The following is a 22,907-nucleotide window of genomic DNA, read 5'->3' as shown; positions in this document are numbered from 1 at the left end:
CGGGCATCACCCGCCGAACAGCATCCAGAGCCCGAGGAACGTGTAGAAGACCATCAGCACCATCATGGTGAGCTGCCCGGTCAGCTGGTGCCGGCGGGGCAGGAGACGCAACGATGCGTCGTGCGCCGCGGCCACCCCCAACAGATGGCCGCCGAGTACGAACGCCACCTTCAGGGTCACCGTGACCGTCGGGTGGTCACTCATCACGTACACCGGATGAGCATCGCTGAGCCACAGCACATTCCATCCCCTCCCCAGCGGATCGCCGAGCGCGAGGACGGCTTCTTGTCCCTGTTCGACGAGTGACTGCAGGTAGTGGGCGAGGATGTAACCGATCACGATCGGGACCAGCGAGTGCGCCATCAGGCCGGGGAGGCGGCGCCGAAGGTCGGGTTGCACACCGCCGACCGCGCGGGCGGCCGTCCAGAAGGTCACCACGACGACGCCGATGAACACCAACAGGCCGGCGGTCGAGTACACGGTGGCGGCCGCCCGGCTGTCACCGGCACCGTCGGCGACGAGGTCCTGCCAGAACGCGATCGCCGAAAAGCTGTCGAAAGCGGTGGAGCCGAGCAGGATCGCGAGAACGGTGACGGTACCCGGGAGCACCGGGAGCGTGGGCAGCGAGTTCATCGGACTGCGGAGGATCACCCGGCCGGCGCTGTTGCGCGCGAACGGGGACAGGCGCGAGGCCACGGTGCTGTACACCGCGAACGGGTCGGCGTCCACGGTCCACCGCAACCCGAAGACCACGCCACCGACGAGGGTGATGACCAGGTAGCAGAGAAGCCAGATCCGCACCGACGCCACCGAACTCGGGTCGGGCGACGCCAATTCGAGCCAGACGAAAGCGAACAGGCCCAACGCCGCGGGCCACCAGCCCAGCCGACGCGGATACTCCCGCAGGCCGACGACCCGCGGGCCGCCGACACCTCGGGCGGCCCGCAGCAGGGTGCGGACCGGGGACAGCAGTCGCCACACCGGTCCGAGGAGTACCGACAGCACGGTCATGCCGACCCAGAGCAGCACATAGAACGCGCCCGGTAGGGGGTTCTCGTCGTCGGGGCCGACGGCGGCCACGATCAGCCATGCGGTGAGAACCACTGCGGCGCCGCTGATCACGCCGCGCACCCAGCGGTTGTCGACGGTCGCCGTCACCCATCTCGGTAGCTCTCGGCCGGCGTCCGGCCGACCGAATCGTGGTGTGCGCCAAGCGAACGCGATGACCGCGAACGAGATGGTCAGCGCCCAGGCGCCGCCGATCAACACCGCGGTCAGCGGGACGGGCAGGTACTCCGAACCACCCAGTCCGTGGGCGAGCAGAACGTCAGTCGGCCTCGCGGGCGGGGTCATCGGCCTCGTCTCTGGTCGGGGGATCGGTGGGATCGGGATCGCCGCCTGCCGGCTCGGCGGCAGTGCGGCCGGCCTCGCCTGGGCGGCCTGCCGCGTCGTCCTCGTCGTCCTCGTCGTCCTCGTCGTCCCCGCGTCGACGGTCGATGATCGCGATCGCGACGATGACGCCCACCACCAGGAACGCGGGGATCACGGCCGGCAGCGCCAGCACCAGCGGATGCGTCGCCAGATGGTGGACGCCGGGGTCGGCAGCGAGAGCGATCACGGCTGCGGCTGGAGTTCAGGCTCCCGCGCGCCCGATGTCGCCTCCCGGGCGTTCACCCGGCCGGCTCCCCACGACAGCGCCGCGATGAGCAGCAGCGAACACACGAGCACCACCAGGGAGGCGGCGCCGAACAGCCACGACGGGTAGTCGAAGGTCCGCTCGCGCTGCAGGATCGATATCTCCGCGACGAACGGTTTCGTCGACGTCAGCTGAGCCGGCTCGCCCTCCGCGCCGATCGCCGGGTCGGCCGGCAGATACACCGGCACGCCCGCCATCGTGGTGCCGTCCTGTACGCGCAGGATGGTCTTCCATGATCCCGACACCGGCATCGGTTCGGTGGACCGGAAGTGGTTGAGGCCGACGCGCTCGAGCCGGTCGATGACGATGCCGCGGTCATTGTCGATCCCGCCCTGCCACGACATCAGCGTGACCCACTCGGGGTCGTCGCTGAGCGCGTCGGCCGGGTCGAGGAAGACCTCGGCCGTCACGTTCTCGTCGGCAGCCTCGTTCGGCCCGGCCGGGGTGAGGACGACGCGCGCGGTGACATCCGCGGGGACCGAGACCCGTAGACCGTTGGCAACGGCCCCGCCGATCACCAGGACGGAGAGCACGACCGCGGTGATGCTGACCCAACGGGTCGGGAGCCGCTCGCCGACGCTGACGAGACCCAGCAGCCCGCCGCACACACCGGCCGCGATGCCCACGGGGATCGCCATCGCCAACGCCTCGCCCCACATGCCGGTGACCCACGGGAACGGGTAGGCCGCGGCGATCCACCAGGACTCGATCCAGAGACCGAGGGTCGCGACTCCGAGCCCGGCCACCGCGCCGAAGAGCACGCGGCGCTTGAGCAGCGGGGTCAGCGCGAGCAGTTCGATGACCACGGCCGCGCCCAGGTAGAGCGGGAAGACGTTGATCGGCGCACCCAGCGCCGGACCCACGACGACCGCGACGACACCACGCAGCAGGATCGCGAAGACGGCCGCGACGAGCGCGGCGCCCGGCCCGAGACAGATCCGCGCGGCGACGAGGGCGAACGCCCCGGCCCCGGCGATCATCATCGGCTGCAGCACGAGCCGGAACTGCTCGACGCCGAAGTCGTACTCGATCTGGAACACCGACATGCCGATCACGAGCCCGCCGAAGGCCAGGCAGCGCACGAGCCACTGGCTCCGGCCGTCGTCCGGGGCGTCGGGACCCATGGCGGCCCGGCCCTCACGATCGAGGATCACGACGGCGATGAGCGACAGGCCCGCGCCGCCGATGAGCCGCAGGTGGGTCGGGCCCCAGAGGGTGACGTCCTGGCCGAAGATCCGATGCCAGACGTCGTCGAGCGGGAACCCCAGCAGTGCGTAGAAACCGCAGCCCGCCAGCAGGATTCCGCCCACCGGTGCGTACCAGTGACGCGTGATCCGGATCGCCGAGCGGCCGGGCTTGTCGAAGGGGAGGAACACCGACAGCATCCCGGAGATGAACAGCAGGAACAGGCCGACCAGGATGAAGTAGTGCGCCGGGTTGGCCAGCGGCCCCTCGTCGCGACCGTCGCCGATGTGCAGGCTCACGTCCCAGAGGAAGCCGAACAGCGCGCAGATGATCGTGCTGGTGAACAGGAAGATCGGCAGCGCCGCCCACGGTGGGCGGTTCACCCGGCGGGCGGCCCATTCGGACAGCGTGGTCAGCCACGTGATCTTGCGCGTGCGGTGCAGGTAACCGATCCAGAGCAGGCCGACCGACACGACGGCGGCCACCGCCGACATCAGGAAGACCTGGTCGAGTGCCGCTCCACCACCTTCGGCGGCGAGATGGACGCGCGTGACATCGCTTGTTGACATGGTCGAAGTATGCACAACCGCACCCGGGTCCTGGAAGTGCATTGGGCAAAACGGCGATCACGCGCAGTGAACGGCCCGCTCAGCTCATCCGACGGGGACGCACGACGACGTCGTGCAGATCTCCTCCGGCAGCTCGATCCCCGAGAGGCCGGGGATGTCGGGCAGGCCCGGAATGCTCGGCAATCCGGGCGCCGCCGGGGCCTCCGATTCCGGGGCCGGTGGCGTTGCCGCCCCGCCCGGCACGGTCACCCGCAGCGGCGCGGCGACCGTCGGGGTCGTCCCTGTCACCGGCGGGTTGGTGCCCCAGAACTCTTCGGCTGCTCCGGTGCCCGGTGGCAGCGTGATCGTGGTGCATCCCCAGTAGATGTCGTACGTGCCGTCCGGGATCGTCGTCGTCCCACTGGGTGTCGGCGGCGTGCCCTGAGAGATTCGCAGCGGCAACGACTTCGACGAGCCGGGGGAGATGAGCGCACCGAGCTCCTCCGGTGTCTGGTATCCGAAGACGACATTGGTCGGGGCTCCGCCGGCCGGGACGCCGACGATCTCGCAGCCGATGCGTTTCGCGGCGTTGTTCGTCACCGTCAGGGTGACGTTGTTGCCGGACACCGAGGGTGTCGCGGTCACATCGCTCGGCGCTGCGGTGGCGACGGGCGCGAGGGCGGCTCCGAATGCCGCTGCGGCGCACACCGCCAGGCCGACGGTGGCTGTCCGGACTCGGTTGCTCATACGGGTGTCCTTCCACATGGGTTTTCAGTACCGACCAGGAAAAAGCAAGTCGCACGGTCGTCGAAAATATGCGGGATTTCGCATCCCGTTCGATTCTCGTCAACGATTGTCAAGTCGTTCTCACCTGACTCTGAATCACACGACCGAATCGACAGAAATATCCGGTCAATGCTCGACCCGGTCATTCTTACAGATATGGGTAATGCCCGCAGAATGAGGGTGGAAAAGACATTCGGCGTCGGATTCGCAGGTTCGAGAGGCCGGGCGGCCGTCGCGGCGCCACCGAACACCCGGTGGCCTACGCGTCGGCTCGGTAATCTACTCGCGACGCAGGACGCCCGAACAGCAGGGCGACCGAACAGACCGGGGACGCCATGCCGACGGTGATCGCGACCATCAGTCTCAAGGGCGGGGTCGGGAAAACCACGCTCACGGGAGGCCTCGCCGACTTCCTCGCCGGCGTCTTCGGCAAGAAGGTGCTGCTCGTCGACCTGGACGCCCAGACCAACCTGACGACGATGATGATCGGGCAGGAACACTGGCTGACGTGCAACGCCCGGCGGCACACCGTCGCGACACTCTTCACCGACCTGCTCGACGGCACGGAATCGTTCGACCTCGAGGGCAGCGTGCAGCGCGATGTCTCGACCGTGGCCGGGCTCACCGGGATCGACCTGCTGCCGTCGTCTCTGGACCTCATCGAACTGGCCGAGGAGCTCAGTGCTCACCGGGTTGCTGCGGACGACCATCTGGCGGCCGTGGAGGTACTGACGAACGCGTTGGCCCCGATCGCCGGGCAATACGACTACATCCTCGTCGACTGCCCGCCCAACGTCGGACCGTTCAGCCTCAACGGGCTGGCGATGGCCGCCGCATATCTGATCCCGACCATCCCGGATGTCCTGTCCACATATGCGATTCCGCACATCCAGCGTCAGGTCGCCGATTTCGGCACCGAATTGGGGCGGGAAATCGTCGAATTGGGGGTGGTGATCACCAAGTACCGGGCGGCGTCGACGCTTCATCAGGACACGGTGCGGCGACTGAGACGGGACACCTCGATCCAGAACGTCCTGCCGACCTACCTGCACGAGGGCAATGCGATCGGTGCCGCCGCCGACTTCGCAACCTGGCCGAGCCTGCATGCGAAGTACGGCTACCACGGCCACTACGAACAGTTCCGCGATCTGACCCGCGCCGTGATGGTCGAGGCCGACGCCAAACTCGCTCGGGCCGAACTCGCTCGGGCCGAACTCTCGGGGGCGGTTCCGAGTTCCCGCGGCCCATTCGATCGACCGACGCCGAACCGCAGCTCAGGCGTCTAAGTTCATCTCAGCCGCCGACCGGTGGCGCCTCGTTCGACTCCTCAGGAGCTCCCATCATGCGCAAAGTGCACATCACCTCGGTTCTCGGCGCCGCAGCACTGGCCGTCGCCCTCACGGCGTGCGGTTCCGATGACTCGGCGTCGGGTGGCACCGACGCGGAGGCCACCGTGACCGTCGACGGTCAGGAACTGGAACTGGCGGACAAGACGGTCGGGTGCACCGACGCCGCGGGCAAGGTGACCATCGGGATCGGATCGGGTGGGGGCTCGGGTATCGGCGTCGTCCTGACGTCGGGTGACTCGCCCGAGGTGGAATCCGTGGGTCTGGGCTCGCTCGACGGTGTGGTGCTGGCCTATCAGAAGGGTGCCGGCGGCGGCAGCGGCGAGGTCACCAAGGACGGGGACACCTACACGGTCACCGGCGACGCATCCGGGATCGATCCCGCCAATCCGACCGAGCCCGTGACCAAGTCCTACGAGATCAAGGTGACCTGCCCCTGATCCCGGTTCCGCCGCTTGGTCTCGGTCCGGTGACCGGTCCGGTCTCGATGTGTACACATTTTCCCCGGACGCTGTTTGGCGCTCTGTCGGGCTGGGTACGTTCCGATTTGTAGCGATTCGAGAGGTCTTCGCGATCTCTAACGATTTGCACAACGGATCAACGACGACCCTTTAGGAGCAGACATGTGGGCCATCCTCGTATGGATTGTGATCGGCGGGCTCGCCGGCTGGATCGCCAGCAAAATCATGGGAACCGATGCACAACAGGGAATCATCCTCAACATCGTTGTGGGCGTCGTTGGCGGCTTGTTGGGCGGCTGGTTGTTGCAGGCGTTGTTTGACGTGGAGGGTGGTGGCATCTTCCTCACGTTCGTGACCTGCCTCGTTGGTGCATGCATCTTGCTGTTCATCGTGAAGCTGGTGACCGGGCGCGGTCGTCGAACTCGCGTCTGACAGCAGAGAATCTCCGCCCCGGCTCGACGTTCGCATCGAACGTCGAGCCGGGGCGGAGTCGCGTCGGGGCCGTGTCCGGGGCATATGCGTACGTTGGATTGGGTACGAGAGTGGCGACCGCACAAGTGAGCAACCGAAAGTGAGCATCCAGTGACTCGAGTGGCGATCATCGGCGGACACGGCAAGATAGCGCTGCGGCTGGCGCGGATTCTGTCGGAACGCGGCGACGAGGTGACCTCGATCATCCGCAATCCCGAACACGCCGAAGACGTCGCGGACACCGGGGCCGTTCCCGTGGTCGCCGACGTCGAGACCCTCGACACCACCGGCATCGCCACCGCGATCTCCGGCCACGACGCGGTGGTGTGGACCGCGGGGGCCGGCGGCGGCGATCCGAAGCGGACGTACGCCGTGGACCGCGATGCCGCGATCCGGTCCATGGACGCCGCCGTGCGGGCCGGAGTCCGCAGGTACGTGATGGTGTCCTACTTCGGCGCCGGACCCGATCACGGTGTGCCCGAGGACAACTCTTTCCACGCCTACGCCGAGGCCAAGGCGGCTGCGGACACGTACCTGAAGTCCACGGAACTCGACTGGACGATCCTCGGACCCAGCAAGCTGACCGACGAGAACGGCACCGGCAGCATCACGCTCGGCGGCGACCGGGTCGAGGGTGACCAGGTCAGCCGGGACAACGTCGCCCAGGTCGCGGCGGCCGTTCTCGACCATCCGGCGGCGGTGCACGAGGTGATCGAGTTCAACGACGGCGACACCCCGATCCTCGATGCCTTCCCACGGTCCTGAGGAGCCGGATTCCCCTCTTGCCGCCGTTATCGCGGCTTGTCGCGCGATCGTCGGCGACGCGCATGTCCTCACCGACCCGGACGCCACGGCAGGGTTCCTGACAGACTGGACCGGGCGGTATCGCGGAGCGGCGGAGGCGGTGGTCCGGCCCCGCACCACCGACGAGGTCTCGCGCGTGCTCACCGAATGCGACCGGTCGGGCATCCGGGTCTGCGCGCAGGGCGGCAACACCGGACTCGTCGGCGGCTCGGTGCCACCGGCCGCCGCCGTCGGCGAGCGCTGGATCGTGCTGTCGACGGTGCGGATGACCGACATCGACGAGGTGGACACCGTCGGTCGTTGTGTCGGCGCCCAGGCCGGCGCGACCGTCGAATCCATCGACCTCCGCGCCGCGGCGCACGGCCTGTCGTTCGGTATCGACCTCGCCTCCCGCCAGAGCGCGACCGCGGGCGGGGTCGTGTCGACCAATGCCGGTGGGACGCGGATGATCCGGCGGGGCAACGCGAGGTCGCAGATCGCGGGGATCGAGGCCGTCCTGGCCGACGGCCGCGTGCTCCGCCGGTGGACATCCCTCGTCAAAGACAATGTGGGATACGACCTTCCAGCCCTCCTGGCCGGTAGCGAGGGAACCCTCGCGGTGATCACCCGGGTCCTGTTCCGACTCGTCGCGCCGCCCTCGGCCGCGACCGTCGCGGTCGCCTCGATCGAGCGCGTCGAGAACGCCATCGGGCTGATCGGCGCCGCGTCGGCGGCGGGACTGACCGTCGAGGCCGCCGAACTGATGACCGAGGCCGGGGTTGCGCTCGTCGCCGAGTACGGGCACCGGCGCCCGACGACGCCGGGACCGTTCTATGTCCTTCTCGAGGCGTCGGGGACCGGGGACATCGAGACCGCGACCGCCGAGCTCCTCGGTGATGCCACCGGGATCATCGACGCCGTGCTCGCGCCGGCGCCGGCTCGCGCCCTGTGGTCCGGTCGCGAGGGCCACACCGAGGCCATCGCCCGGTCGAGCGCGACACCGGTCGTCAAGCTCGACATCTCGGTTCCGATCCGGGCACTGCCCGAGGCATTCGCCGAACTGTCCCGTGTGGGTGACGAAAACGAATTTTCCTGTCGGCCGATTCTTTTCGGACACGTCGGTGACGGCAACATCCACGTCAACCTGCTCGACGTCCCGCCGGCGCAGGCCGGCGCGGTCACCGACCACGTGTTCGGGATCGTGGCCGCCAACGGCGGGAGCATCAGTGCCGAGCACGGTATCGGCCGCGCGAAGTCGGCCTGGACGCACCTCGGCCGCGACGCCACCGACCTTGCGACCATGCGCGCGATCAAGGACGCGCTGGACCCGCGGGGAACCCTAAACCCGGGGGTGATCTTTCCGTGAGGACCGAACCGGTGGACCGAACCCGGCGGCGCGGGCGGCGGGCGCACGGAAATCCTGCGATCATGCACGGGTGGCTGATGTGAACCTCGATGGGTTGACCGCACTGGCGGATCGCTACGGCGTCGCTTCCAGCTATGTCGGCTGGGGTGACGAGCGGCACGAGGTGGACCAGGACACATTGGTCGCGGTGCTCCGGGCGCTCGACGTCCCCGCGGGTTCGCCCGAGGAGATCGAGAACTCGATTCGCGAGATCGACGAACAACCGTGGCGTGAGTTCGTCCCGGCCGTGACCGTCGTGACCGAGGGCTCGGGAGCCACGTTCGCCGTGCATGTTCCGCACGGGCACCTGGTGAAGGTGTGGGTGGTCAGCGAAACCGGTGACGACGTCGCGGCCCCCCAACTCGATGTCTGGGTCGAGCCGCGCGAGGTCGACGGCGTGCTGATCGGCCGTGCGACGTTCGCGGTGCCCGACGACCTCCCCACCGGATATCACCAGATCAAGGCGATCGATATCGACGATTCATCGGCCTCGAGCGCACCCCTGATCGTGACGCCGCGCCGACTGCACACCGCCGACCGGCTGATCGGCCGGAAGCGATGGGGACTCGCCGCGCAGCTGTACTCGATCCGATCGGCTGACTCGTGGGGCGTGGGCGACTTCGCCGATCTCGCCGGGATCTGCGAGGTGGCCGCCAGCGCGTACGGCGCCGACTTCGTCCAGGTCAATCCACTTCACGCCGCCCAGCCGAAGGCGCCGATCGAGGCGTCGCCGTACCTGCCGGTGACGAGACGATTCGTCAATCCGCTCTACATCCGGATCACCGACATCCCCGAGCTGGACGGGCTGTCGAAGTCGCAGCGCAAGTGGGTCAAGGCGTTGAAGCGCAGCTTCCTCGACGAGAACACCGCGACCGACAAGATCCGGCGCAACAAGGCATTCCGCGCCAAGCTGGAAGCGCTCGAACTCATCTACGGCGTCCCGCTCGCCCCGGCTCGTGCGCACGCCTACCGCGCATTCCGGCGCCGGGAGGGGAAGGGCCTCAAGCGTTTCGCGACGTGGTGCGCGCTGGCCGAGCGGTACGACGCCGACGACCCGCGCTGGCAGGGCAAGTTCGCAGACCCCGCGTACATGAAGAAGAAGCGTCGGAAGATGGCCCGGCGCATCGACTTCCACATGTGGCTGCAGTGGATCTGCGACGACCAACTGGCCACCGCCGCGCACGCGGCGCGATCGGCCGGCATGGAGATCGGTGTGATGGCCGACCTCGCGGTCGGGGTCGCACGGCACAGCGCCGATGCATGGGCCCTCGGTGACGTACTCGCCTCCGGTGCGACGGTGGGGGCGCCGCCCGACGGTTTCAACCAGCAGGGCCAGGACTGGGACCAACCGCCGTGGCATCCACGACGCCTCGCGGAGGCCGGTTACGAGCCCTACCGCGACATGATCCGCACCGTCCTCCGACACGCGGGCGGTCTGCGCGTCGACCACATCCTGGGATTGTTCCGGCTCTGGTGGATACCCGACGGCAGCAGCCCGGCCCAGGGCACCTACGTGCACTACGACAGCGAGGCGCTGATCGGCATCCTGGCGCTCGAGGCGCAGCGCGCCGACGCGGTGGTCGTCGGCGAGGATCTCGGGGTGTTCGAACCGTCGGTGCAGGACTCACTCCGCGAACGCGGAATCCTCGGCACGTCGATCCTGTGGTTCGAACAGGGGCCCGACGCCGCGACCCCGCCCGAGGACTACCGCGAGCTGTGTCTGACCTCGGTGACGACGCACGATCTGCCGCCGACCGTGGGATATCTGGCGGGCGACCACATCACGCTGCGATCGCGGCTGGGCCTGCTCGCCTCCGGGGAGGACGCGGAGCGGGCGCGCGATGCACGTGAACGCGACGCCGTCCTCGAACTCGCCTACGAACGCGGCCTGCTGTCCCGGGACACCCCGCTGACCGACCCGAAGGTCGTCGATGCGTTGTATGCGGTGATCGCCCGCAGCCCGTCGGTACTGCTGAGCGTGGCCCTCGTGGATGCGGTGGGGGAGCGGCGAATCCAGAACCAGCCGGGTACCGACGGCAGTCAGTACCCGAACTGGTGTGTCCCGCTGGCCAATTCGGAGGGCGACGTCGTGCTCGTCGAGGACCTCGTCAGCAGCGTGCGCTTCCGCCGCCTCGTCTCGGTGCTCAACGAGTCGGGCGTGCCAGGTTCCTGACCGAGACGATGGTCAGTACGAGTGCGATGAGGGCCAGCACGGCGACCCCGATGTTGAAGGCGATCCCGGCGGGCCGGAGACCCCAGTGCTGCGCGGTGATTCCCTGGCCGACGATCGGGATCGAGATCGCGACGTAGGCGACGACGAAGTAGGTCGAGGTGACCTCGGCCTTGCGTCCCGCCGGGGTCGCCGCGACCACCGACGCCAGTCCCTTGCTGAACGACATGCCCTGCCCCACACCGCAGATCACCGCTCCGCCCAGCAACGCCGGGGTCGATGCGGCGACCAGTCCCAGGATCGACAGGCCGGTCCCGAGGATGAGGATGGCGCAGCCGGCGATCAGGGCCGGTTCGGTCGGCATCCGGCGCACGACGATCTGGGTGACCGCCGAGGACGCGAACAGTACGAACACCAGGAAACCGGTGAATGCGTGGTCGTCGATGCCGAGGATGTTCGTGACGAAGGACGGCATCACGCCGGTGAAGGTGCCCATCACCGCGAACCCCGCGAAGGCCGCGATCGACGCCCGGACGAACACGCCGCGGATGTCGGCGGGGACCGACAGTCGCTGGATGCTCAACCGGGCGCCGTGGACGACCTCGACCGTCTCGGGCAGCCGCCAGATGCCGAGGAAGACCAGCACCAGTAGCGCCAGATCGAGTACGAACGGGGTGTGCAGCGGGGACGGGGCGTACTCCGCGAGAAGCCCGGCGATCAGCGGTCCGAGCCCCAGGCCGCCGATGTTGGCCGCGGTCGCCACGGCCGGAGCGCGTCCCCGCCACGACGCGGGGGCCAGTTCGATGACCGCGGTGGTGGCGGCGCCGGCGTAGATACCCGCGGACAGACCCGACAGCACCCGGCCCAGCAGCAACTGCCATACCGGGCCCGCCGTGAGGAAGACGACGGCGCTGACCGCCGACAGGATCGCGCCGGCGATGAACATCTTGCGCCGGCCGATGACGTCGGACCAGCGTCCGAAGCCGATCAGCGCGGCGATGACGCCGGCCGCGTACACGGCGAAGATCACGGTCGTGGTGGTCACGCCGAAACCGAGTTCCTCGCCGTAGATCGCGTAGAGCGGTGTGGGCAGCGTGGTGCCCAGCATGATCACGGCGAAGGCGTAGACCGCCGCGGCGAAGGATGCGCCGGTCGGCGCAGGGGAGGCGGGGGTATGCGAACGGTCAGACATGGCAGCTGACACGCTACCGCCGCGTCCGGGAGGGTTCGGCCCTGGTCTCCCGGCTGTGTGCTGGGTTACGGTAACTGTCGGTAACGGTAATTCAGGGTGAGCGAAGAGGGGGTGTCGGATGCAACCAGAACTCGACGTCGTGATCGTGGGTGCCGGCTTCGGCGGGATGGGTGCCGCGATCGAACTGAAGCGACAGGGCTTGGACAACATCGCGATCCTCGAGAGGGAGGACGACCTGGGCGGGACGTGGCACGTGAACCACTACCCGGGACTCGCCGTCGACATCGCGTCGGTCACCTACTCCTATTCCTTCGAGCCCAACCCGTACTGGTCCCGGCTGTTCGCCCCCGGAGCAGAGCTGAAGCGTTACGCCCACCACGTCGCCGACAGGTACGACCTCAAGCGGCACATGGAATTCGGAACGGTCGTCGAGTCCGCGACCTGGGACCCCGACGAGCAGCTGTGGCGCGTCCGCACCGCATCCGGCACCGAACGCACGGCGCGTTATCTGGTGACCGCGACCGGGTTCCTGTCCCAGCCGCACGTCCCGGAGTTCCCGGGCATCAAGAACTTCGCGGGCACGATCCTGCACACCGCGGACTGGCAGGACGGGTTCGACTTCACCGGTAGGAAGGTCGCCGTGATCGGTACCGGCGCGACCGCGGTGCAGCTCATCCCCGAGATCGCCGCCCGCGCCGAGGCCCTGACCGTCTTCCAGCGCACCGCGATCTGGGTGGTGCCCAAGATCGACTTCGCGATCCCGCCGCTCGTCCAGCAACTGTTCGGCCGGTTCCCGCTCACCCAGCGTGCTGCGCGACTGGTGAACTCGTCGCCTCTCGAACTGCTGATGGTGTTCGGCGTCCTGCACTACAAGCAGGTGAAGCCCGGCAACAAACTCGCCGCCCGACTGGCCCAGGCGCACCTGCGGCGCCAGATCGCCGACCCGGAACTACGGCGGAAGCTCACCCCGGACTACGACTTCGGCTGCAAACGCCCCACCTTCTCCAACACCTACTTCGCCAGCTTCGCCCGGCCGAACGTGACCCTGCAGACCAGTGGCATCGCCCGCCTCGAAGCCGATGCGATCCTCGCCGCGGACGGCACCCGGACCGAGATCGACACCCTCGTCCTCGCCACCGGGTTCAACCTCTGGGACACCAACTTCCCGGCCTTCGACATCGTCGGCCGGGACGGGCGCAACCTCGGCGAGTTCTGGCGCGAGAACCGCTTCCAGGCCTACGAGGGCGTTACCGTTCCGAAGTTCCCGAACCTGTTGTCCCTGAACAGTCCCTACTCCTACAGCGGCCTGTCGTACTTCACGACCATCGAGGGGCAGATGAAGCACATCGCCCGTCTCTTCGGAGAACTGCGCCGCCGCGGGCAACGGACGTTCGAGGTGACCGAGGAGGCCAACGACGCCTTCCTCGACGAGGTGACCGATCGTCTGCAGTCCTCGGTGTTCTACAACGGGGACTGCGCGACGTCACGCAGTTACTACTTCAACCAGCACGGCGAGGCGACGCTGCTCCGCCCGGCCTCGACGCTGCGAACTCTCCGCGAGATGGACTCGTTCCCGTTGCGCGACTACGAGTTCAGCTGAGCGCTCCGCTCCGACAGCTCCCTGAGGAGCGCCCGGAGTTTGCGGAGGGCCCGCCCTCACCCCTTGCTCCCTGAGGAGCGCCCGGAGCTTGCGGAGGGCGCGCCCTCACCCCTTGCTCCCTGAGGAGCGCCCGGAGCTTGCGGAGGGCGCGTCACGAAGGGTTCAGCAACTCCGGCCCGTTGTTGGCGACGCGGTTGACCAGCGGGGCGACCTCGCGGATCGCGATCGCATCGACCAGCGACTCGGCGGGTGGGGCGAACAGCTCATCGGGTGCCCGGCCGTCCGGGTCGAGCCAGGCATCCCAGTGCTCGTACGGCATGATCAGCGGCATCCGGTCGTGGACGTCGCGCAGCTCCCCGACCGCGTCGGTGGTGAGGATGGAGCAACTGAGCAGCGGCTTAGCGGCGTCATCGGTCTTGGGGTGCCAGACCGACCACAGCCCGGCCATGAAGAGCCGGGTCCCGTCCTGCGGCGACATGAAGAACGGGATCTTGGTGGGTTTGCCCTTGCTGTCGGCCGGGCCCTTCTTCCACTCGTACCAGCCGTCCATCGGCACGAGGCAACGCCACGACTTGACCGACGAACGGAACGAACTCTTCTCCGCGGCGCTCTCGGCGCGCGCGTTGAACAGCAGCGGCCCCTTCCCGACCTCCTTGGCCCACGGCGGCACCAGCCCCCAGCGCATCGCGCGGACGCGGAGCAGCGGATCGTCGTCGGGATCGTCGGGCGAGTGTCGCTTCACGACGGTCATCACGGTCGTCGTGGGCGCGACGTTGTAGTTCACGCCCGGTGACCGGGGCGCCGCATCGAGATCGGTGGAGTCCGCACCCGCCGGCTCGGGTACCTCGTTGACCGCATCGATCTCCGCTGCCAGCTTCGCCGGGTCGGTGGTCACCGCATAGCGTCCGCACATGGTGTCCATGCTGCCCTAGTGGGTGCCCCGCCACCGGGATGAGTGGCCGTTCCGACAGCCGACGATCAGCCGACGGCGATGTCGGCGACGACGGCCTCGGTGACGGACACCAGATCGGCCGGGGCCAGCTCGATCTCGAGCCCGCGCTTGCCGGCGCTGCACAGCACCCGGTCGAAATGCGTGGCCGAGGAGTCGACGACGGTCGGCAACAGGGTCCGCTGGCCGACCGGGGACACGCCGCCGAGAACGTAGCCGGTGGTCCGGGTGACCGCCTTGGCGTCGGCCATCTTCGCCTTCGACGCGCCGAGTGCGGCGGCGGCCGATTTCAGCGACAGCTTGGCCGGCACCGGGACCACCGCCACCGCCAGGCCGGGCCGGTCCCCGCCGGAGAGTTCGATGACCAGCGTCTTGAAGATCTGCTCGGCACGGACACCGAGGGTTTCGGCGAGGGCGGCGACCGCCTCCGCGCCGTAGGCCTCCGATCGGGGGTCGTGCGCGTACCGGTGCACCGAGTGGTCGATCCGGGCGCGTTCGAGCGCGGCGATCGCGGGGGTGGACGCCATGGTCGGTTACCTCCTGGTCGTGAGCGGGGTCGCGGCTGAGCGCGTGCGCACGGGGCCACGATGATCCGCGCCGAGACGACCGCGGGGGCGGGCCGGGAACAAACCGCGCGGTGCGCTCTGTTGGGACTGATCGGACAACGGACGTATGAAGACGGACACGAAGGAGGTCAGAGGCATATGAGCACAGCGGCCGTGATGGAGCTCCCGCAGCGCGTCGAACCGAGGCCTCTCTCGGTGGGGGACGGGTCGGTAAGCTTGATCGACAACATCTCCGTGATGCCTCCCATCGAAGGGATCGTAGTGTCCGACACAGAAGCATCCGACACAGAGTCACCCGATGCCGGCCGTACCGGGACCGCCAAGGCGCCTCGCCGGGCCGATCCGAACGAGTCGCCGGAACAGCTGACCGAGCGGTTCGAGCGCGACGCGCTGCCGCTGCTCGACCAGATGTACGGTGCCGCGCTGCGGATGACCCGCAACCCCGCCGACGCCGAGGACCTGGTCCAGGAGACCTACATCAAGGCGTTCACCGCGTTCGCGTCGTTCCGGGAGGGCACCAACCTCAAGGCCTGGCTCTACCGGATTCTCACCAACACCTACATCAACGGCTACCGCAAGAAGCAGCGTCAGCCCGCGCAGTACCCGACCGACGAGATCACCGACTGGCAGATCGCGGCGACCGCCGAGCACACCTCGCAGGGGCTGCGGTCGGCGGAGATCGAGGCGCTCGACGCCCTCCCCGACGACGAGATCAAGGCCGCGCTGCAGGAATTGCCGGAAGACTTCCGGATGGCCGTCTACTACGCCGATGTGGAAGGCCTGCCGTACAAGGAGATCGCCGAGATCATGGACACCCCGATCGGTACCGTCATGTCCCGACTGCACCGCGGTCGCCGTCAGCTGCGCGAGCTGCTGGCCGACGTCGCGCGTGAGCGCGGGTTCAATCGTTCCGCACGTGCGGCGGCGGATGCGGAGGTGGCGCGATGAGCGACGTCGATCCGGAGCTGACCCAGCTCGACTGCTCGGCCGTCATCGCCGATGTCTGGCTCCTGCTGGACAACGAGTGTGACCAGAACGCCCGGGAACGACTCCAGGGCCATCTCGACTCCTGCCCGTCGTGCCTGGCGCACTACGGCATCGAACAGCAGCTCAAGGCGCTCGTCAACCGGAAGTGCGGCGGCGACCAGGCGCCGCAGAGCCTGCGCGACCGTCTGCGCATCGAGATCCGCAAGACCGTGATCGTGCATGAGGTCTCCGAATCCGATCGCTGATCGCGTCGAGCTCGAGCACAACAACCACAACCCACGAAAAAGCCCGGGCGGCCTGTGAAGGCCGTACCCGGGCTTTTTGGCTTGCTCGCTCGCCGAGACCGCGTGGTGCGGTGATCAGGCGTTGGGGCGCTTGCCGTGGTTGGCAGCGTTCTTCTTACGAGCACGCTTCTTGCGTCCGCGCTTTCCCATGACGCATCTCCTTCATTGCGGGGCGGGCGCCGTGGGACCGGGCCCGCCGTGTACTGGTTCAGCTGTGCTGAGACAACCCTGGCATCGGCCGGGGAGGACATCCCTGGTGTCATCCGGGGAAGACATCCCTGGTGATCGGGACATCACAGTGTCTCAGGGATTCTCCCACGTACCAAAAACACCTCTGCTGACGCCCCCGGCACCGGGACCTCCGGGTACGACGCCGTGGGCTAATTTGGGTGCATGGCAGAAGACGTTGTGGCAGAGATCGTCGCGAGTGTCCTCGAGGTGCGCGTCGCCGCAGGGGAGCAGATCGAGGTCGGCGACACCCTGGTCCTGCTGGAGTCGATGAAGATGGAGATCCCCGTGCTGGCCGAGGAGCCGGGCACGCTCGCCGAGGTCAAGGTCGAGGTCGGCGACGTCATCCAGGCCGGCGATGTGATCGCCGTCTACGAGTAGTGAACCGGCCCCGGCCCGTCGTCGCCCCCGTGTCCTGAGATGTCCACCCTCTCCGACCTGCTCGCCGAACACACCACGCTGTCCGACTCGGCAGCCGCGCATCTGCAGCGACTCGTCGCCGAATGGCAACTGCTCGCCGACCTCTCGTTCGCCGACCTCCTGTTGTCGGTGCGCACGGAGGCGGGCGCGGTCGTCACGGTCGCGCAATGCCGTCCCAACACGGCCTCGACGGTCTTCCCGACGGACGAGGTCGGCCGCGTCATCGACACCGAAGCACATCCACAGGTGTTGCGCGCCTTCACCTCCGCCCGCATCCTGCGCGACGAGGACCCCACCTGGTTCGGCGCGACGGCCATGCGGCAGGAAGCGGTTCCGGTCGGCTTCGACGGCGAGGTGATCGCCGTGGCGACCCGAGCTGTCGACCTCACCCACCCGCGCCTGCCGTCGCCGCTCGAACTCGCCTATCAGGACTCGGCCGACGATCTGTGCCAGATGGTCGCCGACGGCACGTTTCCGCACGAGGAGGGGAATCCGCGCGGGCTGTCGACGCCCCGCGCCGGCGACGGCTTCGTCCGTCTCGACGGACAGGGCCTCGTCACCTACACCAGCCCGAACGCGCTGTCGGCCTTCCACCGGATGGGGTGGACCGCCGAACTCAATCACACGCGCTTGTCCGACGTCGTCAAGCAACTCATCACCGAACCGTTCGAGGCCGACGACGTCGCACTGATGCTCGACATCGCGGCCGGCGTCGCCGAGATCCCGACCGGCCCCTACCGCGACATCGGGATGCGCGTGGAGGCAGACGCCCGCCGCGCGACGGCCCTGATCCGCGCCGTGCCGCTCCGTCCGCGGGGCGAGACGACCGGAACCGTCGTCCTGATCCGGGACGTCACCGAGGTCAAGCGACGCGACCGCGCACTCATCAGCAAAGACGCCACCATCCGCGAGATCCACCACCGGGTGAAGAACAACCTGCAGTCGGTCTCGGCGCTGTTGCGACTACAGGCGCGGCGCACGTCGAACTCCGATGCCCGCGAGGCGCTCAACGAGGCGGTGCGCCGAGTGGCCTCCATCGCGCTCGTCCACGAGTTGTTGTCGGGCAGCGTGGACGAGGAGGTCGACCTCGACGAGGTCGTCGATCGTCTTGTCCCGATCCTGGTCGATGTCGCGTCGGGGGAGGCGAGGGTGGCTGTGCGCCATCGCGATCGGCTCGGCGTGCTGACCGCCGAACTCGCGATGCCGCTGGTGATGGTCCTCACCGAACTCATCCAGAACGCGATCGAACACGGCTTCGACGGCGCGCCGCACGATGACGCCGAGATCGCGGTCGTCGCCGAACGGGATGTGCGCGGCCTTCGCATAGCGGTCCGCGACAACGGTTCCGGTCTTCCGGAGCATTTCGATCTGGCCACGTCCGACCATCTCGGCCTGCAGATCGTCAAGACCTTGGTGTCCATCGAACTGGGCGGTGAACTCGATGTCCGGTCCAATCCGGGTGGCCCGGGAACCGAAGTGGGTGTCTACATTCCGCTACGCTCGTGAGCCGTGGTCGCGGACCGCATTGTCTGACGGCGGTTTCCGCCGGACAGTGGGGACGAGCGCACGAAAAAACCCGGCCGTGGCCGGGGTTTCTTCGAGTCCGGACGACGCCGGCCGTCGAGGCCTAGACGCTGCTCCGGGTACGCGTACGTGCGGTACGGCGCTTGAGTGCGCGTCGCTCGTCCTCGCTCATGCCGCCCCACACTCCGGCATCCTGGCCGGACTCGAGGGCCCACGACAGGCAGTCGGCGGTGACGGGGCACCGCGCGCAGACGAGCTTCGCGTCGGCGACCTGTGCGATGGCCGGGCCGCTGGTCCCCACGGGGAAGAACAGTTCCGGATCCTCGTCGCGACAGATGGCCTTGTGACGCCAGTCCATTCCACTACTCCTTCGGGCGCGTTCGCACCACTCGATCGTCTTGCTGGTGATTGTCGGCTGTAACTCTCAGTTCACGCGGCGCACCAAATGTTTCCGCGTTGTTGCTTGTGAATACTTTCACGAATCGGGCCGAAGTCAATGGGTTTGCTTCACACGTGGGCAACATCACGTCACCCGCCTAGCACTCCGGTCGCGGACTCCCGAAGGGGGGTCCGGGCACTTTGTCTCACGGCCTTGTTGTAGCCTACGCGTCTCGCGGCGGTACTGTCGACGACTTTCTGCAGGTCGCGACCCCGTCGCCGGTGAAAAACGCTCGTGACGTGGCCGGACGCCGAGGGTATTGTTCACCACATGCGTCGACGATGTTGATCTACACCGCCCCGACGGCCCCACCGCAGGCTGACAGCCGCGGCGGTGGGCTCCGCCCTCCTCGAAGACCTCATCCCGCTCTACCCGCTGTACGCCGTCCTCTTCGCCGACCCCGGGATTCCGGGCGCCGGGCTCGGGCCCGCCGAGGTCTCGGCGCTGTTCGTGATCTGGTCGGTGTCGTCGGTGATCGTCGAGGTCCCCACCGGTGTGCTGGCCGACCGCGTGTCCCGACGGAAGCTGCTGGTCGCCGGTCCGCTGATCACCGCGTCGGGTTTCGCGCTGTGGACGGTGGCGCCGTCGTTCGTTGCCTTCGCCGCCGGATTCGTCCTGTGGGCCCTCGGTGGAGCGTTGCGGTCCGGCACGACACAGGCGCTGGTCTACGACGAGCTGAACCGGCTGAGGCGCTCGCAGGACTACGCCCGACTGACCGGGCTCATGCGGGCGGCCGGGGCCATCGGAGTGATCGGCGGCACCGCGGCGGCCGCACCGTTGTTCGCGTGGGGCGGCTACGACGCCGCGGGGGCCGCCAGCGTCGTCGCCTGCGTGTTGTGTTCGGTGATGTCGGCGATGCTGCCCGAGGGTCGAGAGGCCGCCGCCGATCCACCGGAACCCGAGGACGCGGACCTCGACCTCGGTTGGCGGGAGATCGTCCGCCACGGCTGGGGCTCGGTGCGGACGCAGCCGGTCGCACGGCGCATGTTGCTGCTGGGTGTGGCGCTGACCTGGGTCGCGGCGCTCGACGAGTATCTCCCGTTGCTGATCGCGTCGTTCGTGGTCGACGCCGCCGCCGAGCCCGATCCGGCGGCGGTCGCGCTGCTCATGATCGTGGTGTCGGCCGGTGACATCGGCGGCGCGCTCGCGGCGGGGCGGTTCCGGTCGGTCGACGCGATCGGGCCGGCGGTGGGGGTGGGCGCGGTCGTGCTCATCGGGTCGGCGCTGTGGGGGCACCCGGTGGGCGCCGCGGGCGTCGCGACGGCGTTCGGGATCCTGGGGTGGGCGCGGGTCGTGGCCGACGCCGAACTGCAGGACCATCTGAGTGCGGCATCGCGGGCCACCGTCACCTCGCTGGCCGGGATGGGCGAGGAGGTGGTCGCGATCCTGGCCTTCGCCGGCTGGGCGCTGGGGTCGACATGGCTGGGTCCGGCCGGGCTCTTCGCGGCGGCGGCGCTGCCCTACGTCGTGATGTCGGCGGTGCTGATCGGCGGTGCGATGACCGTGAGGGCGTCGCGGCGATGACGAAAACGTATGTCGCGGAACGCCCCGATGTAATCGCCGTCCATCTGTACGTCGATCGGGGCCTCCGCGCGGAAGCACACCTCGTCGACGTCGTCATCCCGAAAGAGGTGGCGTGCCTTGGGATCTGCCTGTGACAGGAGTCGCGTCGCCAGCGGGAGGTTACGGAACACACCGGTGGAGGTCGCCACGAACACCCCGAGGCCGGTGTGGAAACCGGTGCCGGGGTTGGTGCGGATCTCGCGCGGTCCGAGATAGGTCCACGGGCTGGTGTTGGACACGAAACCGTAACGCGCGCCGACGATCCGGTCCCGGCCCGGGATCTCGACGTCGAACGTGGCCGACGAACCGGACTGCTTCAGGAAGCTGGTGATCGTGGTCCACAGGTATCGGGCCGGCGTCGCGGTCTTGCCCGCGTGCCGCTTGTCCTCCATCGCGTGGATGACAACCGCGTCCATGCCCATGCCCGTGTTGAACAGGAACCAGCGGTCGTCGGTGTGGCCGAGTCCGATCCGGCGACTGCGTCCCGCGTCGAGGAGGGTGATGATCTGCTGTGTCGCGAGCAGCGGGTCGGGATCGATCCCCAGCGTGCGGGCGAAGACGTTGGCGCTACCGCCGGGGATCACGGCCAGGGCGGGCCGCCGCCGGTCGGGATCGCTGCTCGACGGCGGGTCGAGCAGTCCGTTGGCGGCCTCGTTCACCGATCCGTCGCCGCCGTGCACGATGACGGTGTCGAAGTCCTCGGCCGCGGCGCGCGCGGCGAGCTCGAACGCATGCCCGCGGTGCGTGGTGAGTTCGACGTCGAGGTCGAAATGCGCGCTCAGGGTGTGCGCCAGCGCGTCGCGGCCGGCCGGACTGGTCGCGGTGGCGAACGGGTTGACGATGAGCATGACACGCACGACACCCGAGGATATGGGGTCGTCGCCGCCCGCGCGTAATCGCGCGGATGTGTACGGCGCCATCGCTCCGGTGCGCACACCCGCGGAGGTCCGCGCGAGAGGACCAAATATCCTGGGACGGTGAGCACCGAGAACGGCCGTCCGGAGTCCGACACCGATCCGTCGGTGACCCCGCGCCAGATCAAGATCGCGGGTGCGGTGACCACGCTGCAGGGTCTGGCCGGTGTTGCGGTCGCGGTGATCCTGGTCGTGCGCGGCCTGGCCGGGCACGAGGAGACCACCATCAGCGGCTACGGCACCGCGGCCTGGTTCGGCATCATCGGCGGGGGAGTACTGGTCGGCGGTCTGGCGCTGCTCTCGGGGCGGCGGTGGGGACGCTCGATCGCCATGGTGGCGCAGATCCTGCTGCTGCCGGTGGCGTATTACCTGTTCACGAGCGGATGGCCGGTTTTCGGCGTGCCGCTGGCGCTCGCGGCGCTCGCGGTCCTGGTGATGCTGTTCAGTCCGGCGTCCATGAGGTGGCTCGCCGACGAACTCGAACCCGAGCGCTGACATCCTCCTCCGTCCGGGTACGCCGCGCAGCCGAGGTGGACTCTCATCCGACGATCCACGCCCGGGCGGTCGTACAGTAGGGCGCATGACGCGCATCCTCGCGATTGCCAATCAGAAGGGTGGGGTCGCCAAGACCACCACGGTGGAGTCCCTCGGTGCCGCCCTCGCCGATCTCGACGTCTCCGTCCTCGTCGTCGATCTCGACCCGCAAGGGTGTCTCACCTTCTCGCTCGGGCACGATCCCGATCAGCTCACCTCCTCGGTCCACGACGTGTTGCTCGGTGACGAGGAGATCGCCGATGTCCTGCTCGACACCGAGGACAAGGTCACCTTGCTGCCGGCGACCATCGACCTGGCCGGCGCCGAGGCGCTGCTGTTGATGCGCCCCGGGCGGGAGTATGCCCTCAAGCGTGCACTCGCGGAGGTGAGCGAGGACTTCGACGTCGTGATCGTGGACTGCCCGCCGTCGCTCGGTGTCCTCACGCTGAACGGTCTCACCGCGGCCGACGAGGTGATCGTGCCGCTGCAATGTGAGACGCTCGCCCATCGCGGCGTCGGACAGTTGTTGCGCACGGTCCGGGAGGTCCAGCAGATCACCAACCCGAACCTCACGATGTTGGGTGCGGTGGCCACCCTCTTCGACGCCCGGACCACGCACAGCCGCGACGTTCTCGCCGACGTCGCCGATCGGTACGACCTGCCGGTGCTCGACCCGCCCATCCCGCGCACAGTGCGTTTCGCCGAGGCCTCCGCATCCGGGACGTCGGTCATGCGGGGGCGAAAGAACAAGGGCGCGACGGCATATCGCGCGCTCGCCGAGAATCTGTGGAAGCACTGGGAGGCGGGCGCCGAGGTCGGCACCTTCGAGGTCTGAGTCGGGTCTGAGGTCCGGGGG

At 68.4% G+C, this 22,907-nt stretch carries 23 protein-coding genes; 14 read left to right on the top strand and 9 right to left on the bottom strand.

Annotated features, from left to right (window positions below; all coding sequences use genetic code 11):
- Window positions 1-6: 6 nt before the first annotated feature.
- From QAD21_RS17660 to QAD21_RS17645, 4 genes are all read right to left on the bottom strand, one after another.
- Window positions 7-1,353 carry a hypothetical protein gene (locus QAD21_RS17660; RefSeq protein ID WP_280359908.1) on the bottom strand — a complete coding sequence of 449 codons (1,347 nt, stop codon included), beginning with the start codon at window positions 1,351-1,353 and terminating at the stop codon, window positions 7-9.
- Window positions 1,328-1,618 (bottom strand): hypothetical protein, encoded by a 291-nt coding sequence (locus tag QAD21_RS17655; protein WP_068971501.1) that lies wholly within the window; start codon window positions 1,616-1,618, stop codon window positions 1,328-1,330. The genes QAD21_RS17660 and QAD21_RS17655 overlap by 26 nt, the downstream gene beginning before the upstream one ends.
- Window positions 1,615-3,450, bottom strand: a complete 1,836-nt coding sequence (locus QAD21_RS17650; RefSeq protein ID WP_280359907.1) for a hypothetical protein — start codon at window positions 3,448-3,450, stop codon at window positions 1,615-1,617. Before QAD21_RS17650 ends, QAD21_RS17655 begins: the two co-directional genes overlap by 4 nt.
- 84 nt (window positions 3,451-3,534) lie before the next feature.
- A complete protein-coding gene (locus QAD21_RS17645; protein WP_058252017.1) occupies window positions 3,535-4,176 on the bottom strand; it encodes a hypothetical protein in 642 nt (213 codons plus the stop codon).
- A 374-nt stretch (window positions 4,177-4,550) separates the two neighbouring features.
- On the opposite strand from QAD21_RS17645, the gene QAD21_RS17640 reads away from it, so the two are divergent.
- From QAD21_RS17640 to malQ, 6 genes are all read left to right on the top strand, one after another.
- Window positions 4,551-5,501: a ParA family protein gene (locus tag QAD21_RS17640; protein ID WP_058251912.1), complete on the top strand. Its 951-nt coding sequence runs from the start codon at window positions 4,551-4,553 to the stop codon at window positions 5,499-5,501.
- 56 nt (window positions 5,502-5,557) lie between these two features.
- Window positions 5,558-6,001, top strand: a complete 444-nt coding sequence (locus QAD21_RS17635) for a lipoprotein LpqH (RefSeq protein WP_058251911.1) — start codon at window positions 5,558-5,560, stop codon at window positions 5,999-6,001.
- A 183-nt stretch (window positions 6,002-6,184) separates the two neighbouring features.
- A complete protein-coding gene (locus tag QAD21_RS17630; protein ID WP_058251910.1) occupies window positions 6,185-6,454 on the top strand; it encodes a GlsB/YeaQ/YmgE family stress response membrane protein in 270 nt (89 codons plus the stop codon).
- Window positions 6,455-6,604: 150 nt separating this feature from the next.
- The gene (locus QAD21_RS17625; RefSeq protein ID WP_165629752.1) at window positions 6,605-7,258 is read left to right on the top strand and encodes an SDR family oxidoreductase; all 654 of its coding nucleotides are present in this window, start codon (window positions 6,605-6,607) and stop codon (window positions 7,256-7,258) included.
- Window positions 7,239-8,642, top strand: coding sequence for an FAD-binding oxidoreductase (locus tag QAD21_RS17620; protein ID WP_137810412.1), 1,404 nt, complete (start codon window positions 7,239-7,241; stop codon window positions 8,640-8,642). Before QAD21_RS17625 ends, QAD21_RS17620 begins: the two co-directional genes overlap by 20 nt.
- A gap of 79 nt (window positions 8,643-8,721) precedes the next feature.
- Window positions 8,722-10,854 carry a 4-alpha-glucanotransferase gene (gene malQ / locus QAD21_RS17615; protein ID WP_280361779.1) on the top strand — a complete coding sequence of 711 codons (2,133 nt, stop codon included), beginning with the start codon at window positions 8,722-8,724 and terminating at the stop codon, window positions 10,852-10,854.
- Here the strand turns inward: malQ and QAD21_RS17610 are convergent.
- A complete protein-coding gene (locus QAD21_RS17610; RefSeq protein ID WP_280359904.1) occupies window positions 10,826-12,043 on the bottom strand; it encodes an MFS transporter in 1,218 nt (405 codons plus the stop codon). The genes malQ and QAD21_RS17610 overlap by 29 nt on opposite strands.
- Window positions 12,044-12,161: 118 nt before the next feature.
- Here QAD21_RS17610 and QAD21_RS17605 point away from each other — a divergent pair, with 118 nt between their 5' ends.
- Window positions 12,162-13,643 carry an NAD(P)/FAD-dependent oxidoreductase gene (locus QAD21_RS17605; protein ID WP_280359903.1) on the top strand — a complete coding sequence of 494 codons (1,482 nt, stop codon included), beginning with the start codon at window positions 12,162-12,164 and terminating at the stop codon, window positions 13,641-13,643.
- Window positions 13,644-13,794: 151 nt separating this feature from the next.
- Here QAD21_RS17605 and QAD21_RS17600 read toward each other — a convergent pair whose 3' ends face one another.
- Together QAD21_RS17600 and ybaK are read right to left on the bottom strand one after the other, a co-directional pair.
- On the bottom strand, window positions 13,795-14,556 hold the full coding sequence (locus QAD21_RS17600; protein ID WP_280359902.1) for an SOS response-associated peptidase: 762 nt from the start codon (window positions 14,554-14,556) through the stop codon (window positions 13,795-13,797).
- A gap of 65 nt (window positions 14,557-14,621) precedes the next feature.
- Window positions 14,622-15,119, bottom strand: a complete 498-nt coding sequence (gene ybaK / locus QAD21_RS17595) for a Cys-tRNA(Pro) deacylase (RefSeq protein WP_068971504.1) — start codon at window positions 15,117-15,119, stop codon at window positions 14,622-14,624.
- A 177-nt stretch (window positions 15,120-15,296) separates the two neighbouring features.
- On the opposite strand from ybaK, the gene QAD21_RS17590 reads away from it, so the two are divergent.
- The 4 genes from QAD21_RS17590 to QAD21_RS17575 all read left to right on the top strand — a co-directional run bounded on the left by QAD21_RS17590 (window position 15,297) and on the right by QAD21_RS17575 (window position 18,583).
- Window positions 15,297-16,106, top strand: a complete 810-nt coding sequence (locus QAD21_RS17590) for a sigma-70 family RNA polymerase sigma factor (RefSeq protein WP_078113362.1) — start codon at window positions 15,297-15,299, stop codon at window positions 16,104-16,106.
- A complete protein-coding gene (gene rsrA, locus QAD21_RS17585; RefSeq protein ID WP_055475556.1) occupies window positions 16,103-16,390 on the top strand; it encodes a mycothiol system anti-sigma-R factor in 288 nt (95 codons plus the stop codon). Before QAD21_RS17590 ends, rsrA begins: the two co-directional genes overlap by 4 nt.
- Window positions 16,391-16,822: 432 nt before the next feature.
- The gene (locus tag QAD21_RS17580; RefSeq protein ID WP_055475555.1) at window positions 16,823-17,038 is read left to right on the top strand and encodes a biotin/lipoyl-binding carrier protein; all 216 of its coding nucleotides are present in this window, start codon (window positions 16,823-16,825) and stop codon (window positions 17,036-17,038) included.
- 39 nt (window positions 17,039-17,077) lie between these two features.
- The gene (locus QAD21_RS17575) at window positions 17,078-18,583 is read left to right on the top strand and encodes a sensor histidine kinase (RefSeq protein WP_065631872.1); all 1,506 of its coding nucleotides are present in this window, start codon (window positions 17,078-17,080) and stop codon (window positions 18,581-18,583) included.
- Window positions 18,584-18,704: 121 nt separating this feature from the next.
- Here QAD21_RS17575 and QAD21_RS17570 read toward each other — a convergent pair whose 3' ends face one another.
- Window positions 18,705-18,959 (bottom strand): WhiB family transcriptional regulator, encoded by a 255-nt coding sequence (locus tag QAD21_RS17570; RefSeq protein ID WP_004023450.1) that lies wholly within the window; start codon window positions 18,957-18,959, stop codon window positions 18,705-18,707.
- A gap of 414 nt (window positions 18,960-19,373) precedes the next feature.
- Between QAD21_RS17570 and QAD21_RS17565 the strand changes: the two genes are divergently transcribed.
- The gene (locus QAD21_RS17565) at window positions 19,374-20,564 is read left to right on the top strand and encodes an MFS transporter (RefSeq protein WP_280359901.1); all 1,191 of its coding nucleotides are present in this window, start codon (window positions 19,374-19,376) and stop codon (window positions 20,562-20,564) included.
- On the opposite strand, the gene QAD21_RS17560 is transcribed toward QAD21_RS17565, so the two are convergent.
- Complete coding sequence (locus QAD21_RS17560) at window positions 20,501-21,451, bottom strand: diacylglycerol kinase family protein (protein WP_280361777.1); 951 nt, start codon at window positions 21,449-21,451, stop codon at window positions 20,501-20,503. The genes QAD21_RS17565 and QAD21_RS17560 overlap by 64 nt on opposite strands.
- A 129-nt stretch (window positions 21,452-21,580) precedes the next feature.
- Here QAD21_RS17560 and QAD21_RS17555 point away from each other — a divergent pair, with 129 nt between their 5' ends.
- On the top strand, window positions 21,581-22,012 hold the full coding sequence (locus QAD21_RS17555) for a hypothetical protein (RefSeq protein ID WP_055475551.1): 432 nt from the start codon (window positions 21,581-21,583) through the stop codon (window positions 22,010-22,012).
- A gap of 85 nt (window positions 22,013-22,097) precedes the next feature.
- Complete coding sequence (locus tag QAD21_RS17550) at window positions 22,098-22,886, top strand: AAA family ATPase (protein ID WP_055475550.1); 789 nt, start codon at window positions 22,098-22,100, stop codon at window positions 22,884-22,886.
- Window positions 22,887-22,907: the final 21 nt, after the last annotated feature.

The sequence above is a fragment of the Gordonia sp. SMJS1 genome, from assembly GCF_029866425.1.
GTDB lineage: Bacteria > Actinomycetota > Actinomycetes > Mycobacteriales > Mycobacteriaceae > Gordonia > Gordonia hongkongensis.
The sequence above is the reverse complement of the archived record's forward strand: the minus strand, read 5'-3'. Positions and strand labels throughout refer to the sequence as shown.

Excerpts from the sequence above, each read along its gene's own strand:
- QAD21_RS17660 (WP_280359908.1), bottom strand. The coding sequence starts at position 1,353 with ATGACCCCGCCCGCGAGGCCGACTGACGTTCTGCTCGCCCACGGACTG.
- QAD21_RS17650 (WP_280359907.1), bottom strand. The coding sequence starts at position 3,450 with ATGTCAACAAGCGATGTCACGCGCGTCCATCTCGCCGCCGAAGGTGGT.
- QAD21_RS17645 (WP_058252017.1), bottom strand. The coding sequence starts at position 4,176 with ATGAGCAACCGAGTCCGGACAGCCACCGTCGGCCTGGCGGTGTGCGCC.
- QAD21_RS17640 (WP_058251912.1), top strand. The coding sequence starts at position 4,551 with ATGCCGACGGTGATCGCGACCATCAGTCTCAAGGGCGGGGTCGGGAAA.
- QAD21_RS17635 (WP_058251911.1), top strand. The coding sequence starts at position 5,558 with ATGCGCAAAGTGCACATCACCTCGGTTCTCGGCGCCGCAGCACTGGCC.
- QAD21_RS17630 (WP_058251910.1), top strand. The coding sequence starts at position 6,185 with ATGTGGGCCATCCTCGTATGGATTGTGATCGGCGGGCTCGCCGGCTGG.
- QAD21_RS17620 (WP_137810412.1), top strand. The coding sequence starts at position 7,239 with ATGCCTTCCCACGGTCCTGAGGAGCCGGATTCCCCTCTTGCCGCCGTT.
- QAD21_RS17610 (WP_280359904.1), bottom strand. The coding sequence starts at position 12,043 with ATGTCTGACCGTTCGCATACCCCCGCCTCCCCTGCGCCGACCGGCGCA.
- QAD21_RS17605 (WP_280359903.1), top strand. The coding sequence starts at position 12,162 with ATGCAACCAGAACTCGACGTCGTGATCGTGGGTGCCGGCTTCGGCGGG.
- QAD21_RS17600 (WP_280359902.1), bottom strand. The coding sequence starts at position 14,556 with ATGTGCGGACGCTATGCGGTGACCACCGACCCGGCGAAGCTGGCAGCG.
- ybaK (WP_068971504.1), bottom strand. The coding sequence starts at position 15,119 with ATGGCGTCCACCCCCGCGATCGCCGCGCTCGAACGCGCCCGGATCGAC.
- QAD21_RS17590 (WP_078113362.1), top strand. The coding sequence starts at position 15,297 with ATGAGCACAGCGGCCGTGATGGAGCTCCCGCAGCGCGTCGAACCGAGG.
- rsrA (WP_055475556.1), top strand. The coding sequence starts at position 16,103 with ATGAGCGACGTCGATCCGGAGCTGACCCAGCTCGACTGCTCGGCCGTC.
- QAD21_RS17580 (WP_055475555.1), top strand. The coding sequence starts at position 16,823 with ATGGCAGAAGACGTTGTGGCAGAGATCGTCGCGAGTGTCCTCGAGGTG.
- QAD21_RS17575 (WP_065631872.1), top strand. The coding sequence starts at position 17,078 with ATGTCCACCCTCTCCGACCTGCTCGCCGAACACACCACGCTGTCCGAC.
- QAD21_RS17570 (WP_004023450.1), bottom strand. The coding sequence starts at position 18,959 with ATGGACTGGCGTCACAAGGCCATCTGTCGCGACGAGGATCCGGAACTG.
- QAD21_RS17560 (WP_280361777.1), bottom strand. The coding sequence starts at position 21,451 with ATGCTCATCGTCAACCCGTTCGCCACCGCGACCAGTCCGGCCGGCCGC.
- QAD21_RS17550 (WP_055475550.1), top strand. The coding sequence starts at position 22,098 with ATGACGCGCATCCTCGCGATTGCCAATCAGAAGGGTGGGGTCGCCAAG.